The following is a 17593-nucleotide window of genomic DNA, read 5'->3' as shown; positions in this document are numbered from 1 at the left end:
GACTTAAAGATATATTATATTTATGATTATAACTGATTTACAATACAGATATAAAGATGAACTTGGAAAAATGAGATTAGGGAAAGGAGTAATGGAGAGGAGGTTTGGAACTGTAGGAGCGTAGCGATCGCCTTTGTCTCCGGATTTCAACCATGAACAAATACTAAAGGAGAAGTGATAAATATGAATCAAACGACTACTTGGGATAAAGTCGATCAGTATATTACAGAGCGCCTGATTCCACAGGACTCTGTGTTGGAAGAAGTGTTGGTCACCAATCAACAGGCAGGGCTGCCGCCCTTTGATGTTTCGCCCAGTCAGGGGAAATTCCTGAATCTACTGGTGCAAATGAAAGGTGCACGCCGGATTTTGGAGATTGGCACCTTGGGCGGGTACAGTACGATTTGGATGGCAAGAGCCCTGCCGTCTGACGGACAGATAGTTACTTTGGAGCTGGATCCCATTCATGCGCAGGTAGCTAAAGCTAATCTTTCGCTTGCCGAGGCGGATCATCTGGTAGAGCTTCGTGTAGGGGATGCATTAGAGCAACTGTCTCAGATGAAACAAGAGGGCGTTGAACCCTTTGACTTTATTTTTATAGATGCCGATAAACCGAATAATCCTAACTATTTAAAGTGGGCGCTGCAATTCTCCCAGCCCGGAACGGTGATCCTTGGAGATAATGTGATTCGTGAAGGTGAGGTCATTAATGAGAATAGCGAAGACGCTCGTGTAGTAGGCGTACGGGAATTCTATGATCTGTTGGCTGAAGAGTCTAGAATTTCGGCTACTGCCATTCAGACGGTGGGAAGCAAAGGTTATGATGGATTTGTATTGGGGATTGTGAATAGCTGAGGGATTTCACAGGTCCTCTGAGCGTTACGGACCCCAGTGACGCTATTGCTTAGAAAGAGGTTCATATGTGTCCGATAGATGCCGGTGCCTCCTACCTGTAAATGATATCAAATCAAACAAAGGTGTCCCTAAGCCATGATGGCTTTTGGAACACCTTCGTTATTTTAAAGCGCCTCTTTAATTACCTTTTTGTAATAAAAGACGGACAATATTGCAAAGATCGAATACAAAGCAGTGTATAACAGCATCACCAGAATCATCGGTGTCCAAAGCTCTGTGCCGAATAAGAACCAGCCGGATTTAACGGCGAAGTAGCTGTGAAGCAGACCTATGACTAATGGAATACCGAAATTGAACAATTGCTTCATCTGTATACCTCTGAGCAGATCGCCTTGCGTGAACCCAAGCTTTCTCAGAATGGTGTAGTTAGGTTTTTCATTTTCACTTTCATCCATTTGTTTAAAGTATAGAATACATCCGGAGGTAATCAAGAAGGTTAACCCCAGAAAAGCAACGATAAACATAATGAGTCCCATATTTTGTTTTTGACCTTTTATCGACTCTAATTGAGAGTCTTGTTTGTTTTTCTCATCAAATTTCAAGGTCTTAAAAAGTTCATTTGCCTGTTCAACGCTTGCCCGGACTTTCATATCAATCCCGATATTAAGGGAGGATCCTCTTTGAAGGGAAGGATCTAAATCCTTCTTTAAGCGCTTGAAGATCGATTCGTCTACAACCGCAACCGGTAAGCCACCACCTGTGTAATACCCTGAAATGGGACTTTCGATATCTAATCTTTTATAATCCTGCGGAAAAACCTCATGTAACCCTTTTAGTTCAATCGCACCTTTATCTTTCATAGTAACAAAATTATCCAGTGTACTGCTTGATTTCGTAAAATAAGCTTTATCTGGAGTTAGATCAACGTCTTCAAGTGCATTTTCACTTATGACCGCCAGGGTCATAATATTTGAAAACATATTGTCTCCGTCCGGTTTTTTAACAAGAATCTCTTCAACATCTACATCGACCTGAAGGACTTGGGTCCTTCTTTCTGTAAATACTAAATCATTTGCCGTTAGGATCTTTGTAAATTGTTCAGCCTCTTGGGCATTCGTGAATACAAAATCCGTTGGGACATATTGCTTGGAAGTTTTCTCAGCAGAGTAAAAGGAAATGTAGCTAAGGGATAATAAACCCAGGGCTAGTGCCGATACCGTTGTAATGATGGTTAATAATACGGCATTTGATTTCATGCGAAACATAATGGAGGAAAGAGATAGAACCTCTCTAATGTTCAGATAGCCGTTTTTCCGCTTACGAATGATATGAAAAATAAAACTTACCGAGCCTTTATAAAATAGATAGGTCCCAATAATGACGGATCCCAAAATAGTAATCATGGAAATAGCCAATTGATTCATTGAGGTTACGTCTTCGGTAAGTAATTTAGAGGAGAGCACATAGCCCAGTAGGATTAGGCCAATTCCGACAATCCCTATGATCATTTCAAAGAAGGATAACTTTTTCACTGTACCTTCTGTTGTTGAGGTCACCCGGAACAAGGATAAAATACTTTGTCTTTTAATAAATCCATAATTCATCAGCATGATCAAAAGATAAATCACACAGAATACGATTAACGTCTGAATCAAAGCTTCGATAGAGAAATGAAGGGAGGCTATAGCATCGACCCCCATTATCTTAAATAAGATCATGAGGATTAATTTTGAGATAGAAAAGCCAACCAATATCCCCAGGACCAAGGAACCGAAATACAGAATAAAGTTCTCTGCCGAAAGAATGCGGAAGATTTTATTTTTGGTCATTCCAATTAACTGAAATAAGCCAATTTCTTTACCGCGTCGTTTGATGAAGATCGTATTAGCATATAACAGGAAAATAGAGACAATTACGACTAGTAAAATCGAGGCAGCCATGATTGCTGCGCCCCCTTTGATAGAGCTTTCCAGCTCATCCATCGAGGGATCATATTGCAAGGTGACAAAGGCGAAATATAAGGCCACACTAAAAACTAGCGCAAACACGTATAGGTAGTAATTTCGAATGTTTTTTCGCAGATTTCGAATCATTAATACATTAATGCTCATTCTGCACACCGCCTAATACACCCTGTGTTTTTATAATGTCGTTGAAGAAAACTTGTCTTGATTGTTCTCCTTTATTTAGCTGCGTATAGATTTTTCCATCTTTTATAAAAATAACTCTACTGCAATAACTGGCAGCCACTGGATCATGTGTAACCATAACGATGGTTGCTTTTCGTTTTTGATTGAGTTCACTTAGCTTATTTAATAAATCAGAAGCGGATTTAGAATCCAGCGCCCCGGTAGGCTCATCAGCAAAAATAATACTTGGATCATGAATGAAGGCACGAGCTGCTGAGGTACGTTGTTTTTGACCGCCAGAGATTTCATTGGGGTACTTATTTTTTAATTCCAAAATCCCCAATTCCTTTGCGAGACTTTCGAATTTCTGATTGGCGGCTTTCTTGGGTGTATTGGTAATGGATAGTGGCAGCAGGATATTCTCCTTTACCGTCAGTGTGTCCAAGAGATTATATTCTTGAAAAATAAAACCTAAATGATTTTTGCGAAATTCCGCGAGCTGCTTCTCTTTCATATTGGAGATTTCATTGCCCTCAATGGTAATAGATCCGTTGCTGATTTTGTCGATCGACGAGAGTACGTTGAGTAGGGTTGTTTTACCTGAACCGGAAGGCCCCATGATGCCAACGAATTCGCCTTCTTCTATACGAATATCGAGTCCGCTTAACACGGATTGTTTGTTTAATTTATTGCCATAGCTTTTATGAATTTTAGTAGCTTCTAGAATTGCCATAATGATTCACTCCTTCGTTTCTTCTTGTATAGCCTTATTATAAAAAAGTTTATTGTTCTTATCCTGCGATTGCCCGAACAAAATATAAAAGCATGTGACATTGTTGTCACATGCTTGAGATTTTAACGAATTCATTTTTGAGTGGGAAGGTTAAAGTAAATGTTGTTCCCGCTCCAAGCTTGGATTGAACCCCGATGATGATGAGTAAGGATTGAGCTGCTTTCTGAGCTAAATATAAGCCCATGCCTGTGGCTGCATTGTCGCGATGTACAGTAGTGGAAGTAAACCCTCTATCGAAGATGCGCGGCAGGTCCTTCGGATCTATCCCGCGCCCGGAATCCTTCACCTCAAGAACGATATGTTCAGCTTGCTGGTAGCTATTCACTGTAATATCAGAAGCTTCACTATATTTTACGGCGTTGGTTAGTAGTTGTCTGAGGATAAAAGCCAGCCATTTTGCATCACTAAGCACTTCAGCAGCTTCTAAGTTCAACTCAAAGCCGATTCCCTTCTGAATACACCAAGACTGTAACGTCTTAATCTCACTAAAAATAAGCGTTTCTATATCGATTTGCTCCATATACAGATCGTTTTCAATAAAGGGTATCCGTCTTTGGTGGAGCTGCTGATCCAGCAGCAGATGAATACGCAGCCACTCATAGGTCAAGTGCCTCTTCATAACATCATCTTCTATACGTTCAATCATTAGATGCATTGCGGTCAGTGGAGTCTTTACTTCATGAATCCAGGATAACAGCTCATCCTTCTCTTGCTCCAAGTTCATTAGATTGTCTGAAGCAGTCCTCTTTAACAGTTTCACTTGGTTGGTGATGCTCTCTTCGATGATTTTCTCAAAAGGACTTTCGGCAAGAGCGATACTTGTCAGATCGAGATCATCGTCCCGCTCATTTAAGCTTTTATAAAATCTGGTTTCCTTAGGATAGCGAATGACTAGAAAAATTACGAAAAAAATCATTGATAAAGAGACCAGATAGAGCACTGAAGACAGGGGGATGGTCGGGTCCATAAAGGTGATAAAGAGCATAAATAGATGTACAAAGAGAAAGAGCAGAATCCAACCGAGTCTTTCGAGCAGGTACTTTTTTATCATAGACAATCCTCTTCAATGGCTACGTACCCTTGTCCAACCTTCGTCTCAATAAACGCCCCTAATTCAAGCTCGTCCAGCTTTTTGCGCAGCCGATTTACGTTGACGGTGAGGGTGTTATCACTAATAAAGCGCTTATCGTCCCATAAGCTATTAATTAATTCCTCGCGGGTGACAATTTTATTCTTTTTCTCAATGAGTAATTTCAATATGAAAATCTCATTTTTGGTAAGCTCAATCGATCCCGTGTCGTTGGTCACTGAATTCCGCTCATAATCGACGGTAGCTCCGCACCACGTTTTGAGTTCAATGTTATCCGAATTGTAATTGTACACACGTCGGAGAATGGCTTGCACCTTGGCAATGAGTACATCGAAATGGAAGGGCTTTTGGATATAATCATCGGCTCCCAGCTGCATGGACATCACCATATCTGTCGGATGATCCCGGGAGGATAAGAAGATAATCGGCAGGTTAGAGTGAGAGCGAATCATTCTGCACCAATGAAATCCATCGAATTTGGGTAATTGGATATCAATTATCACTAAATCAGGTTTGATTTCCGTGAATTCCTGCGTAACATTGTTGAAATCTTGAATGCCATATACATCATAAGACCACTGCGTAAGCCGCTCTTTGATCTCATTAAACAGCGTTGTATCATCTTCGATTAATAAAAGCTTGAACAAATCGGTCACCACACTTTTAGTTTCGTACCTTGCGTTTAGAATACGCTTAAACGATTGAAGCCATACTTTGATTGTGCTTAGAGCATTGCAGATAACACTGTCTGATAATGCGCAAATTCCTTCGTTTCATTAAACTGAGGGCACATTTTCAAGGAGAGCAGGGCGCTTTCGATTAAGAACTCTCTTGGTTCCTTGTTGTTCATGATCTCTTCTTGGATAAAATATAACAGCTTTAGTGCATTGGACAGGTTAGGATCATCAGCGGCGAATGATTTATCTATGATTTTTTTTAAGCTCACGGTCGCAAACGATAAATCATTATTAAAAAAATCAGTGTATTCGGCTACAGGTAATAGTTTCCCTACATGATCGGGGGAGATAAGCTGGATTCCTTTTTCGCTTACATCCTCAACAATCGTCTGGATAAGAGTAGTGCAATAATTAATGATTTGTTGAGAGGTAATGACTTCATTCATGGCACTGTTAATTTGCAGCATATGTTGCAAGATGCCTGTGAAAATGATGGCTCCATCCAGTAGATAGGGCTTCTTATCTTCAGAAAATATATGCAGGAAACGTTCATGCACCCAGGTTAATAAGGTGAATTTAGTTTTTTTGATGAACGTAATTAAGTCCGGATCATTGGAGACCAGGGCATCTTCAACCAGCTGCAACAATTTATTTTTCTTATTGATTTTCATAACCAGTTGAACTTGTTTAGCGAATATATCAATGTCAGAGGGGTCCTGGCCAATGAGCAGGCCATTTCTGCCTTCTTCCAGCTGGTCATGAATAGAGGTGAATACAGCTTTAAAGAGATCCCCTTTGGAAGGGAAATAATTATAAAAAGATCCTTTGGAGATCCGGCTGTGATTCAGAATGTCCTGTATGGATGTGGCGTGGTAGCCTTTTTCAATAAATAATTCATGTGCTTTTTGAATCACTTGCTCTTTCCGTTTATTTATCATCTTAGGTGCCCCTTTAAGCTGGACTCTTTTGTGCAAAAAAAACACTTCACGTAGAATAGACTAGCTTATATTTCCACTTAATACAATTTAGTTTTTAAATGAATTCTGACTTGCCAAGCAGTAAATATAAGAGTAATATATTCTACATTGTAACATAAGTTCAAATTTGAACCGACGGTATGATTATAGAATGGAGGATTCCAAAATGAAAACGAAAGAAAGTAAAGCGTCCTATGGGATTTTGGCAATCCTTATGATTGGTGCATTTGTTGCTTTACTAAGTAATACACTACTCAATATAGCTTTACCATCGATTATGAAGGATTTTGATGTCAGTGCCTCAACGGTACAGTGGCTATCGACGGGTTATATGCTAGTGAACGGGATCATGATTCCTTCAACGGCCTTTTTAATTCAAAAGTATACAGCGAGACGATTATTCTTAATCGCCATTGGATTATTTGCAATAGGGACCTTTATTGGAGGCTTTGCTCCAAGTTTCCCTGTATTATTGATTGCGAGAATGGTCCAAGCCTCAGGGGCCGCAATTATGATGCCATTATTAATGAATGTATTGTTTACCACATTTCCACCTGAAAAACGCGGCTCGGCCATGGGGATGTTTGGTTTGGTTATGATTTTTGCACCAGCCATTGGTCCTACACTGTCAGGATGGATTATTCAGCATTATGAATGGCCTGTGCTGTTCTTTATGATTGCACCTATCGCCGTATTGGTGTTCATTCTTGCCTTCTTCAAACTGCATGATCCTAAAAAAGATGTGGCTATTAAAATCGATATTCTATCTGTAGTTCTATCAGCGATTGGGTTCGGGGGTCTTCTATACGGCTTCAGTTCCGCTGGGAATAAAGGATGGGATGATCCAATGGTCTACTCCACCCTTATTATCGGGGTTATTGGTTTAGTGATATTCATAATGCGCCAGATGAGAATGAAGGAGCCTATGCTTAACTTCAGAGTGTACAAATATCCGATGTTCGCTTTATCCTCAGCGATTTCGATTACACTGAATATGGCGATGTTCTCAGCGATGATGTTAATGCCGATTTACCTGCAAAATATTAGAGGCATTTCACCTCTGGATTCGGGACTCCTAATGTTGCCTGGTGCGTTGATTATGGGGGTTATGTCTCCAATCACAGGTAAATTGTTCGATAAATTCGGCGGTAAAGTCTTGGCGTTAATGGGTCTGGCTATCGTAGTGATCAGTACGTATTTCTTTAGTGATCTAACTGAAACAACGAAATATTCGACACTTATGATTTTGTATTCTGTGAGAATGTTCGGGATTTCAATGGTTATGATGCCTGTGATGACCAATGGTCTGAACTCCATCCCGGCTAAATATACACCGCATGGTACAGCCATGAACAGTACGATTCAGCAAGTCTCCGGAGCGATTGGCGGGGCGCTGCTTGTAACGATTATGTCTAACAGTACCACTTCACATGTCAAAGATATGGTAGCAGAAGCTGTGAGTAAATTAACGGCTAAACCTTCTGCAGAGCAATTGCTTGGTATTCAAAACCAAGTCATCGCAAAAGCAACGATCGAAGGAATTAACGATGCGTTCTTAGTGTCAGTAGGCGTAGCCATCATTGCCTTTATCCTAGCTTTCTTCATAAAAAGAGGGATACAGCCTAAGGATACAGAAACAGTCGAAGAAAAAGTGGCTGTTAAACAAGTTTCATCCGCTAGATCGATGTAATTTGCTATGCAGAAAGACGCTCACCTGTGGTGGGCGTCTTTTTTGTCTTAATTAAAAATAGAGCTCTGAGTGAGTCTTGGTCCATCCTGAATGACCGTTATGGAGTCGTTTCCACCTACATAAATTCTATTTGTGAGCGGGTTTAGCACAGTACTGCCTGATACAGAGGGGAATCTTGCGAGCCGTTTAAACGTGGTGGCGTTATAAACAGACATATGATTTTTATCGAAATTACCAACAAATAAATGATTTGTATTCGGATTAATGGTTATGTTGGAGGAAGTAGGAAGAACCTTTGTTGTAATGATTTTGTTGTTATTTCCATTGATGACGAATAGCTTTCCTTTACCTTCAACTTGTGCACTTGAAACAAAAATACGGTTCGTCAGGGGATTTATAACGACCTCGCTTTGCAGACGTCCCAGCTGTACATTACGCAACAATTTGTTGGTTCGGCCATTGATCACAGAAAGAAACCGGCTTAAGTTATTAGCGACATAAATACGATTGGTAATTTTATTAAGTGCTGGCGCTATCACGGGGTTACTTCCGACTTTTATTGTCGCAATGATAGCCTGTGTAGTTCCGTTAATGACGGTGACGCTATCATTTGCTGTATTGGTCACATAGACACGGTTTGTAAGCTCATTGATAACGATTCTGGAAGGGCGTCCACCGATTTCAATCTTTTTGCGGACCTGATTTGTTTTCCCGTCTATGACGAATAGGGTTCCGAATGCGCTAGTTACATAAATCAGATTGGTTAGAACATTCACTCCGATATTGTCTGGGAATCGGCCTACTTTGACAGTTTTGATTACCTGGTTTGTCCGCCCGTTTATGACAGAGACATTTTCGTCACGGAAGTTAGGTACATAAATCCGGTTGGTTTGGGGGTTGATTCCGAGCTGAGACGGCAGTCTTCCTACAGGGATCCGAGCGATAATGCGATTAGTTCTGCCCTCCAATACCCCGATAGTTCCAGCCTCGGTGTCTGGGTTTACAAAGTATACTCGATTCGTGACGACATTTACTTTTATATCTCCGATCGGTCCGGCAGAGCGGACTGTAGCAATCACTTTTGGCTGCGCCATGCTTTTACCCCTTTCCAAGTAAATAGATACTTCATTATATTTAGGCTTAGGCAAAAGGGTACTTCATTTATCCTTGCAAGATATATATTAGGAGTGTAGAATGGTACTCCATTATCCAAATATTAGGTTATGTGTAAGCGTTTTATTTTTTGAAAAATTGAGATTGATTGGAGGTTGGGGTTGAGATGGTGAAATCAGTGTTGTCGGATATTTTATTAACACCTGATAAGACGCAGCTTCATAGTGAATTGTTAGAGGAAATTGGGCAGTATATCACGCAAGAAATTCTAAATCATCCGTTAATGAAAGAGGAGAGTCAGCGGGTAAGTATTCTCCTTGATGGATCGACCGCACTTGGTGTGGTGGATGAGCAGTCGGATGTGGATGTAATCATTATTTGTCAGGACGAGTATTATAGCAGCATTAATCATCGGTTCGAGCAAGCGGGGTTGATCCCGGAGCAAAGTAGTTTTTTTATGGATTTACGACTTCCCAGCGGCAAGTCCGGACATTACACACTGCATAAAATATCAGAAATCAAAGCGGCGTTAATGAGCGGAAGTATGGAATGGCTGTGGAATGCTTCTGTTTCTTATATCTACTATGACCGATTGGATGTAAAGTCACTTTTTGATGCCTATGTGCCCCTCCAACCTGAAGTTCTAATGAGATTTCGTAAGAATTCATACATACAGTTAAGAAGTTATGCCAAAAGCTTAGATAATCCTGTAGTGCGTGGCGATGCCTTTCCTATTTTATTTTTAGCGGTTTCTCTTTATAAAGAAGCATTACGCTGTGCCATTACTATTGAAGGTTATCCCTACCCCTACGACAAATGGCTGGTACCTGTAGCCAAACAAACGACTGTCGGACGAAAGATTACGGAGTGTGCGGGCGATTTTTGGAGTTTTATTAGAGATGATGAATCCTTTGCCCCTATGTACCAGGAGGATAATAACTTTGTCAAAATGGAAAAACGTTTCCGGAAGATACTTGTAAAGGAATTCCGCATGCGGGGGATCGATGAACCTTGGTTAGTAGAGTGGTGGAAGTTTATGGAGGAGTGAATGGAGCTATAGGGTGAGTTAGTGGTTGAGTGTAGTGGTTAGTGGCTGGGGTGGTTGGAGAGGTGGCGGAGGGAGTGAAGTGGTTATTGTGAGGTGAAGTGGCTATGGTGGATTGTAGTGGCTGCAGTAGCGTAGTAGCTGTGGTGGCTGGAGAGGTGGCGGAGGGAGTGAAGTGGTTATTATGAGGTGAAGCTATGGTGGACTATAGTGGCTGTAGTAGCGTAGTAGCTGTGGTGGCTAGGGTGGTGGAATGGTCGGGTGGTTGAAGTGGCTATAGTGTTTGGGTGAGTGGCTGTAGTGATTAAGTAACTTAAATGCCCCCCCTTCCTCCTCTTGATTATGGTAAGGTATATTGAAGTGAAATTTTAGTGAGAGGTGATTATATGGACGGGACAGTTTCAATATTAGGAGTTCCCTTTTCAAAACTAACACTACATGAGACAACACTTCATCTAACAAAACATATTCAATCCGGAGAACCGAAACTTTTCCATTTGATCACGGCTAACCCGGAAATTACGATAACAAGTCAATCGGACGAGTTGCTACGAACCATACTTCAAGAAGCGGATTTAATCACTCCTGACGGGATTGGCATTGTGATGGCTTCAAAAAGAAAAGGCGATCCTATTGCTGAGAGGGTAACTGGATATGAGCTGCTTCTTGAGCTTTTGGAGCAAGGAAATAGCTTGGGATGGAGTTTTTATTTCTTGGGAACAGATGAGCTTACCAGCTGTAAAGCGGTCGAAAAGATCACGGAGTTATATTCGAATGTGAAGATTGCAGGAAGACATAATGGTTTTCTTACCAAGGAAGAGGAGCCTGCCATTGTAGCAGAGATTCAGCGTGCACAGCCGGATTTTCTGATCGTTGCGATGGGGGCGCCATACTCTGACAAATGGGTATATAAGCACAAACAGGAGCTTACGCAGGTAAAAGTTGTTTTTGGCGTGGGGGGCAGCTTGGATGTAATAGCGGGAAAAGTTACTCCTGCACCAGCGCTATGGAAAAAACTCAATCTGGAGTGGTTGCATCGACTTTTGTTCGCTCCAGTTGCGAAGGGACAAAAGTCGCGATGGCGCAGACAGGCAGTTCTGCCCAAATTCGTGTTCCGAGCTATGATTAAGAAATGAAGAAAAGGCCTCGTTTATGGGGGCCTTTTTTGGTTCGGTTGGTGTGAGAGGAAGAGGAGGCAGGTGTGAGAGTAGGAAGTAAGGAGTAAGGGGAAGAGTAATAGTGGTTAGTGGGAGTGAGGTGAGGAGTAGGGGGAAGAGTAATAGTGGTTAGTGGGAGTGAGGTAAGGAGTAGGGGCAAGAGTAAGTAGTGGGAGTGAGGTAAGGAGTAGGGGCAAGAGTAAGTAGTGGGATTGAGGTAAGGAGTAGGAGCAAGAGTAAGTAGTGGGAGTGAGGTAAGGAGTAGGAGTAAAAGTGAGTAGTAGGATTGAGGTAGGGAGTAGGAGTAAAAGTGAGTAGTGGGATTGAGGTAGGGAGTAGGGGCAAGAGTAAGTAGTGGGATTGAGGTAGGGAGTAGGGGCAAGAGTAAGTAGTGGGATTGAGGTAAGGAGTAGGAGTAAAAGTGAGTAGTGGGATTGAGGTAGGGAGTAGGAATAAAAGTGAGTAGTGGGATTGAGGTAGGGAGTAGGGCAAGAGTAAGTAGTAGGATTGAGGTAAGGAGTAGGAGTAAAAGTGAGTAGTGGGATTGAGGTAGGGAGTAGGAGTAAAAGTGAGTAGTGGGATTGAGGTAGGGAGTAGGAGCAAGAGTAAGTAGTGGGATTGAGGTAAGGAGTAGGAGTAAAAGTGAGTAGTGGGAGTAAGTGTAAGAGTAGCGAGTAGAATGTAAGTGCGACTATAGTTGTGACCTTTAAACAAATTAATAATAATAAACAACACCGATTCTGGTTGATGCCATAGCCTCGTATTTAATTCAAGCTAAAAGCTAAAGGGAAACTATAAGGGCAAAAATGCCCTTGAGTCACTGGAATTCCGCCCGAAAAAGTAAAAGAAAGACAAAAATGCCCTAGAATCGGTGCGATTCCGCCCGAAGTGGTAAAAGAAAGGCAAAAATGCCCTAGATAGGGTGCAATTCAGTCCGAAGCAGCAAATCAACGGTATAAATCCCGTAGAATGAGCCGAATCCGGTCCGAAGCAGCAAATCAACGGTATAAATCCCGTAGAATGAGCCGAATCTGGCCCGAAGCAGCAAATCAACGGTATAAATCCCGCAGAATGAGCCGAATCCGGCCCGACGAAACAAATCAACGGTATAAATCCCGTAGAATGAGCCGTATCCGGTCCGAAGAAACAAATCAACGGTATAAATCCCGTAGAATGAGCCGAATCCGGCCCGAAGAGGCAAATCAACGGTATAAATCCCGTAGAATGAGCCGAATCCGGTCCGACGAAACAAATCAACGGTATAAATCCCGCAGAATGAGCCGAATCCGGTCCGATGAAGCAAATCAACGGTATAAATCCCGTAGAATGAGCCGAATCCGGCCCGACGAAGCAAATCAACGGTATAAATCCCGTAGAATGAGCCGAGTCCGGCCCGATGAAGCAAATCAACGGTATAAATCCCGTAGAATGAGCCGTATCCGGTCCGACGAAGCAAATCAACGGTATAAATCCCGTAGAATGAGCCGAATCCGGTCCGACGAAACAAATCAACGGTATAAATCCCGTAGAATGAGCCGAACCTGGCCCGAAGCAGCAAATCAACGGTATAAATCCCGCAGAATGAGCCGAATCCGGTCCGACGAAACAAATCAACGGTATAAATCCCGTAGAATGAGCCGAATCCGGTCCGATGAAGCAAATCAACGGTATAAATCCCGTAGAATGAGCCGAATCCGGCCCGAAGCAGCAAATCAACGGTATAAATCCCGCAGAATGAGCCGAATCCGGCCCGAAGCAGCAAATTAACGGTAAAAATCCCGTAGAATGAGCCGAATCCGGCCCGACGAAACAAATCAACGGTATAAATCCCGCAGAATGAGCCGAATCCGGTCCGACGAAGCAAATCAACGGTATAAATCCCGTAGAATGAGCCGAATCCGGCCCAACGAAACAAATCAACGGTATAAATCCCGTAAATGTCCCCAGCCCAACCCGGTTACTATCCATTACCAACACGGAGGCCGTTTTCGCCACACATTTAATGTGATCCCTACTAGGATGAGTGAAATTTGTTAAATGAGCAGATACATCCGCACCAATTGTAAATATGTTAGGGAATTTATCGCTGCAAATAAATAACTGACACCGCTATACCAGCGATATCAGTTTACAGTGCTTAGCGATTAAGCTAGCGGCTGCCTATTTTTAGCTTGTTCCTCTCGCATCCACTGTGACAACTGGCGTTTGAGCTTAAGGAACTCGGGAGAGTCCGTAATCTCATCACGGCGTGGCCGCGGAAACGGCACATCGACTGTATGCAGGATGGAGCCGGGGCGGCCGGAAAATACATAGATACGATTAGAGAGCAGCAACGCTTCTTCGATGTTGTGAGTAATGAACAGCACAGAGCGGCGATTCTCTTCCCACAGCTCAAGCAGCCAGCGCTGCATTTCACTGCGAGTTAGTGCATCGAGTGCGCTGAAAGGTTCATCCAGCAACATTAGCTCCTGCGGAGCGAGCAATGCTCTGAGAAAAGCTGCACGCTGCTGCATCCCGCCAGACAGCATATGCGGATAAGCATGTTCGAACCCGCTTAACCCAACCTTGGCAAGCCACTGGCGTGCTTCCTCGCGGGCTCCATCCCGCAGTGCGCCCTTGATCTCCCCAGCAAGCAGCACATTATCCTCAATCGTACGCCAAGGAAAAAGAGCAGGCTGCTGCGGCATATAACTAATTTCACCGCGTTGACCTGTAACGACCTTACCGTTCATGCGGATCGTGCCTGCATCGGGTTTCACAAGGCCGCCAATCATATGGAATAAGGTGCTTTTTCCGCAGCCGGAAGGACCAACGATCGAAACGAATTCTTGTTGCTCTACCTTGAGAGAGACATTATTCAGAACTTTTGTCTCACGGCGACGATGGAAAAAAGATTTGGAGATGCCGCTCACTTCAAGGGCGGGTGCCGCGGTATGAGCTTCAGGAGAGCTGGTGACTTCTGTTGTTCTGTGTTGCATTTGCATCGCTTGAGACATACAGGCATCTTCCTTTCTATGAGTTACGGCGCGGCTTCCAGCGAACCAGCCATTTTTCCAGCAATGCAATAATAGCAAAGAGTACAAGACTTAAAAGTACAATAATAACAATAGCGACAAACATCCGATCCGTACGATAAGCGGATTTCTGCAGAAGCATATAATAGCCAATACCCTTATCCGCGCCAATCCATTCAGCGACCACGGCGCCCATAACCGCATAAGTAGCAGATATTTTTACACCGGAAAATAGTGCCGGGATAGAAGAGGGCAGCTCCAGCTTGGTAAAGATTTGCCACTTGCTTGCGCCAGCCATTTTCATATAATTCATCATGACCTGATCACTTTGGGCCAGGCCGCCCATCGCAGCGACAGCTACAGGGAAGAAACATACTAGTGTAATCAGCACGATTTTGGGCAAAAGACCAAAGCCGAACCAGATAATGAGCAGGGGGCCGAGCGCGATGGAGGGAACATTTTGACTCAGAATAATGAGTGGATAAAAAGCCCGTCTAGCCCAAGGCAAAAGATGCAAAAGCAAAGCGACGATCAGACCTACCCCCGTACCGATGGGAAAACCAATTAAAGTGAGCCGCAGCGTAGCCATCGTATGAGCCCAAAGACCAGAAGCGTTACTGGTGGATTCACGGGCAATATCAGCAGGACTCGGCAGAATCCAGGATTCAATATGAAATACAGATACAGATAGCTGCCATACGCTTAAAAAGAAGACGACCGCCACAAGGGGCGGCCATATTAGCTTCCAGGTCGATCTCACGGCCGATATTTCTCCGTCAATTTATCCATGCTGATTCCGTTAGGATTATGAGCGATTTTGATCTGCGAAATTACGCTTGGACTGCCTGCTTCGATCAACGCCTCTTGCATCTGACGCACAACCTCCAGCAGCTCGCTAAGCTCACCTTCCATTGTGGTTTCCAGCGGATTCACCTGATGTTTAACACCGGATTTTTGAATGACCTCAATCGCTTTATCTACGTATGGGATGGAATCCTCATTGTTCGGAGTTTTTGGAATTACTTGAATGCTTAGTAGGGTGTTAGCCACAATAATCAATCCTCTCATTTTATAAGGTAAGTTCAAAAAGCCAACTTTGATAACGAAGTAATTCAGGAAGCAAACTCGACATCGAATCTTGAACGAACTTGGGAAGTCCGGTACTCACGTAGCACATCACTACGCTCCGTTCCTCCTTCCTCAAGTAACGTCCAACCTTCTTGGTTCTGAAAGCCGACTTTTTGAGCTCTTAAATTATAAGGTGAGTTCAAAAAGCCAACTTTGATAACGAAGTAATTCAGGAAGCAAACTCGACGTCGAATCTTGAACGAACTTGGGAAGTCCGGTACTCACGTAGCACATCACTACGCTCCGTTCCTCCTTCCTCAAGTAACGTCCAACCTTCTTGGTTCTGAAAGCCGTCTTTTTGAACTCTTAAATTATAAGGTAAGTTCAAAAAGCCAACTTTGATAACGAAGTAACTCAGGAAGCAAACTCGACGTCGAATCTTGAACGAACTTAGGAAGTCCGGTACTCACGTAGCACATCACTACGCTCCGTTCCTCCTTCCTCAAGTGACGTCCAACCTTCTTGGTTCTGAAGTCCGCTCTCTACTCCGCCGGTAAAAAATCATTACTGAATGCACTAGCAGCATCCAGCGGTTTATCCAGCAACTTCAGATCATACATCCAGTCGCCGTAATTTTGCCAGACCTCGGTTTTTTGCTCGCCCCAGCGGGCAGCATCGTCCTTGTATTTTGGGCTAAGCCATTTTTGGCTAGCTAGGACAAGGTCGGCGTCCAGGTCAGGAACGGCCTTCGATAACATACCGGCAGCCTCTTCCGGATGATCAATGGCATATTGATAACCTTTTGATGTGGCTTTCATGAAGGCCTTCACCAGCTCAGGATGATCTGCAATTTGCTTCTCACTCGTCGTCAGCACAGGCGTGTAATAATCGAGCTGTGGCGCATAATCCTTTAAGTACAGCATATCCAATGGCTCGCCACGCAACTCAGCCTCAACGCCAGTCCAAGCGTAGAAAATCCAGGCGAAATCAATGTCACGTTTGACGGCGGTAAAATAATCAGCTTCACCGATACTTATCAGCTTCACCTTTTTCACATCGCCACCTTCAGGATCCATGATAGCTTTCATGGCTGCTTCTTCGGCCGGTGAGCCCCAGCCTCCGTAGGTTTTACCTTCGAAATCCTTTGGTGATTTAATATTGCGATCTACTGGAGCGGCGAATCCCGATGTATTATGCTGAATAATAGCTGCTATCGAGACAAGGGGGACGCCTTGTAGACGGGCTAGAGTTAATCCTTCTTGCGCGCTGATGCCAAATGCGGCCTCGCCAGAAGTAACCATAGTATCAGAACCCGCTGCGCCTGGTTGAACGATTTCGACGTCCAGACCTTCTTCAGCGTAGTAACCAAGATCCTTAGCTACGTATAGACCGGTATGATTCGTGTTCGGTGTCCAGTCGAGTGCGACTTTAACTTTGGTGAGCTCTTTTGGAGCATCCGTCCCAGCCGCTGCAGTTGGATCAGTAGCATTTGCTTTGTTTCCGGCTGTATTCCCATTGTTGCTGCCGCATCCGGCAACGGCAAGAATGAGTACACAGGTGAGGCACAACGTAAGTGCTTTTTTGAGGTGCATGTCTTCTTCTCTCCTTTAAGGTTACAAGAATCCCGTCTTCACAACATGAACCGTAAAGTGTAGTATGTACGTTTTTCTACATCTTTTAGTGATCTTACAAAAAAAGCGCCCCGAGTGATCGGGACGCTGGCTTGGCGCAAGGTTAGTCAAGGTCACAGGGACCAGAACCAATTGGCGATTCCTACGCTGGCATTATCCAGATCAGGTATAAGGGTCAGTATCTTGTGGGATACAATCTCAGCCGGCCAATTCCAGCACCCCTGGTTCTATGAAGTTAACGGGTATTTCTATGTGCAATATAAGTAAGCATAAGTTTTGTACCTATACTTAATGTCTTATATTTCTCGCATACGGTGTATTATAGACGGCTGTACTCGGAATGTCTAGTAGTGC

The 17593-nt window shown here is 43.4% G+C and carries 15 protein-coding genes and 1 riboswitch; of the genes, 4 read left to right on the top strand and 11 right to left on the bottom strand.

Features of this window, described 5'->3' with window-relative positions; genetic code table 11:
- Positions 1-183 precede the first annotated feature (183 nt).
- The gene (locus MHH49_RS07870; protein ID WP_036682724.1) at positions 184-855 is read left to right on the top strand and encodes an O-methyltransferase; all 672 of its coding nucleotides are present in this window, start codon (positions 184-186) and stop codon (positions 853-855) included.
- A 164-nt stretch (positions 856-1019) separates the two neighbouring features.
- On the opposite strand, the gene MHH49_RS07865 is transcribed toward MHH49_RS07870, so the two are convergent.
- The 5 genes from MHH49_RS07865 to MHH49_RS07845 form a co-directional block, all read right to left on the bottom strand.
- Positions 1020-2966 carry an FtsX-like permease family protein gene (locus MHH49_RS07865; protein WP_036682721.1) on the bottom strand — a complete coding sequence of 649 codons (1947 nt, stop codon included), beginning with the start codon at positions 2964-2966 and terminating at the stop codon, positions 1020-1022.
- Positions 2956-3717, bottom strand: coding sequence for an ABC transporter ATP-binding protein (locus MHH49_RS07860; RefSeq protein WP_038568421.1), 762 nt, complete (start codon positions 3715-3717; stop codon positions 2956-2958). Before MHH49_RS07860 ends, MHH49_RS07865 begins: the two co-directional genes overlap by 11 nt.
- 106 nt (positions 3718-3823) lie before the next feature.
- On the bottom strand, positions 3824-4828 hold the full coding sequence (locus MHH49_RS07855; protein ID WP_036682716.1) for a sensor histidine kinase: 1005 nt from the start codon (positions 4826-4828) through the stop codon (positions 3824-3826).
- A complete protein-coding gene (locus MHH49_RS07850) occupies positions 4825-5514 on the bottom strand; it encodes a response regulator transcription factor (RefSeq protein ID WP_036682713.1) in 690 nt (229 codons plus the stop codon). The genes MHH49_RS07855 and MHH49_RS07850 overlap by 4 nt, the downstream gene beginning before the upstream one ends.
- A gap of 77 nt (positions 5515-5591) precedes the next feature.
- Positions 5592-6482 carry a TetR/AcrR family transcriptional regulator gene (locus tag MHH49_RS07845; protein ID WP_235219480.1) on the bottom strand — a complete coding sequence of 297 codons (891 nt, stop codon included), beginning with the start codon at positions 6480-6482 and terminating at the stop codon, positions 5592-5594.
- A gap of 205 nt (positions 6483-6687) precedes the next feature.
- Here MHH49_RS07845 and MHH49_RS07840 point away from each other — a divergent pair, with 205 nt between their 5' ends.
- Positions 6688-8211 carry a DHA2 family efflux MFS transporter permease subunit gene (locus MHH49_RS07840; protein WP_036682711.1) on the top strand — a complete coding sequence of 508 codons (1524 nt, stop codon included), beginning with the start codon at positions 6688-6690 and terminating at the stop codon, positions 8209-8211.
- A gap of 47 nt (positions 8212-8258) precedes the next feature.
- Here the strand turns inward: MHH49_RS07840 and MHH49_RS07835 are convergent, their stop codons facing one another.
- Positions 8259-9305, bottom strand: a complete 1047-nt coding sequence (locus tag MHH49_RS07835) for a YncE family protein (RefSeq protein WP_051491257.1) — start codon at positions 9303-9305, stop codon at positions 8259-8261.
- A 185-nt stretch (positions 9306-9490) separates the two neighbouring features.
- Here MHH49_RS07835 and MHH49_RS07830 point away from each other — a divergent pair, with 185 nt between their 5' ends.
- Together MHH49_RS07830 and MHH49_RS07825 are read left to right on the top strand one after the other, a co-directional pair.
- Complete coding sequence (locus tag MHH49_RS07830) at positions 9491-10372, top strand: nucleotidyltransferase domain-containing protein (protein ID WP_038568432.1); 882 nt, start codon at positions 9491-9493, stop codon at positions 10370-10372.
- Between the two features lie 383 nt (positions 10373-10755).
- Positions 10756-11505 (top strand): WecB/TagA/CpsF family glycosyltransferase, encoded by a 750-nt coding sequence (locus tag MHH49_RS07825; protein WP_038568435.1) that lies wholly within the window; start codon positions 10756-10758, stop codon positions 11503-11505.
- A 934-nt stretch (positions 11506-12439) separates the two neighbouring features.
- On the opposite strand, the gene MHH49_RS07820 is transcribed toward MHH49_RS07825, so the two are convergent.
- The 5 genes from MHH49_RS07820 to MHH49_RS07800 form a co-directional block, all read right to left on the bottom strand.
- Positions 12440-13441 (bottom strand): hypothetical protein, encoded by a 1002-nt coding sequence (locus MHH49_RS07820; RefSeq protein WP_341138075.1) that lies wholly within the window; start codon positions 13439-13441, stop codon positions 12440-12442.
- Positions 13442-13670: 229 nt separating this feature from the next.
- Entirely contained in the window at positions 13671-14504 is an 834-nt protein-coding gene (locus tag MHH49_RS07815; protein ID WP_038574047.1) for an ABC transporter ATP-binding protein, read from the bottom strand.
- A gap of 34 nt (positions 14505-14538) precedes the next feature.
- Positions 14539-15300 (bottom strand): ABC transporter permease, encoded by a 762-nt coding sequence (locus MHH49_RS07810; RefSeq protein WP_076101296.1) that lies wholly within the window; start codon positions 15298-15300, stop codon positions 14539-14541.
- Positions 15297-15590: a thiamine-binding protein gene (locus MHH49_RS07805; RefSeq protein ID WP_036682688.1), complete on the bottom strand. Its 294-nt coding sequence runs from the start codon at positions 15588-15590 to the stop codon at positions 15297-15299. Before MHH49_RS07805 ends, MHH49_RS07810 begins: the two co-directional genes overlap by 4 nt.
- 560 nt (positions 15591-16150) lie before the next feature.
- The gene (locus MHH49_RS07800) at positions 16151-17200 is read right to left on the bottom strand and encodes an ABC transporter substrate-binding protein (protein WP_036682667.1); all 1050 of its coding nucleotides are present in this window, start codon (positions 17198-17200) and stop codon (positions 16151-16153) included.
- Positions 17201-17361: 161 nt separating this feature from the next.
- Positions 17362-17472, bottom strand: a riboswitch (TPP riboswitch).
- Positions 17473-17593 lie beyond the last annotated feature (121 nt).

This window comes from Paenibacillus sp. FSL F4-0122 (assembly GCF_038002845.1).
In the GTDB taxonomy this organism is placed as follows: Bacteria; Bacillota; Bacilli; order Paenibacillales; family Paenibacillaceae; genus Paenibacillus_AQ; species Paenibacillus_AQ odorifer.
The sequence above is the reverse complement of the archived record's forward strand: the minus strand, read 5'-3'. Positions and strand labels throughout refer to the sequence as shown.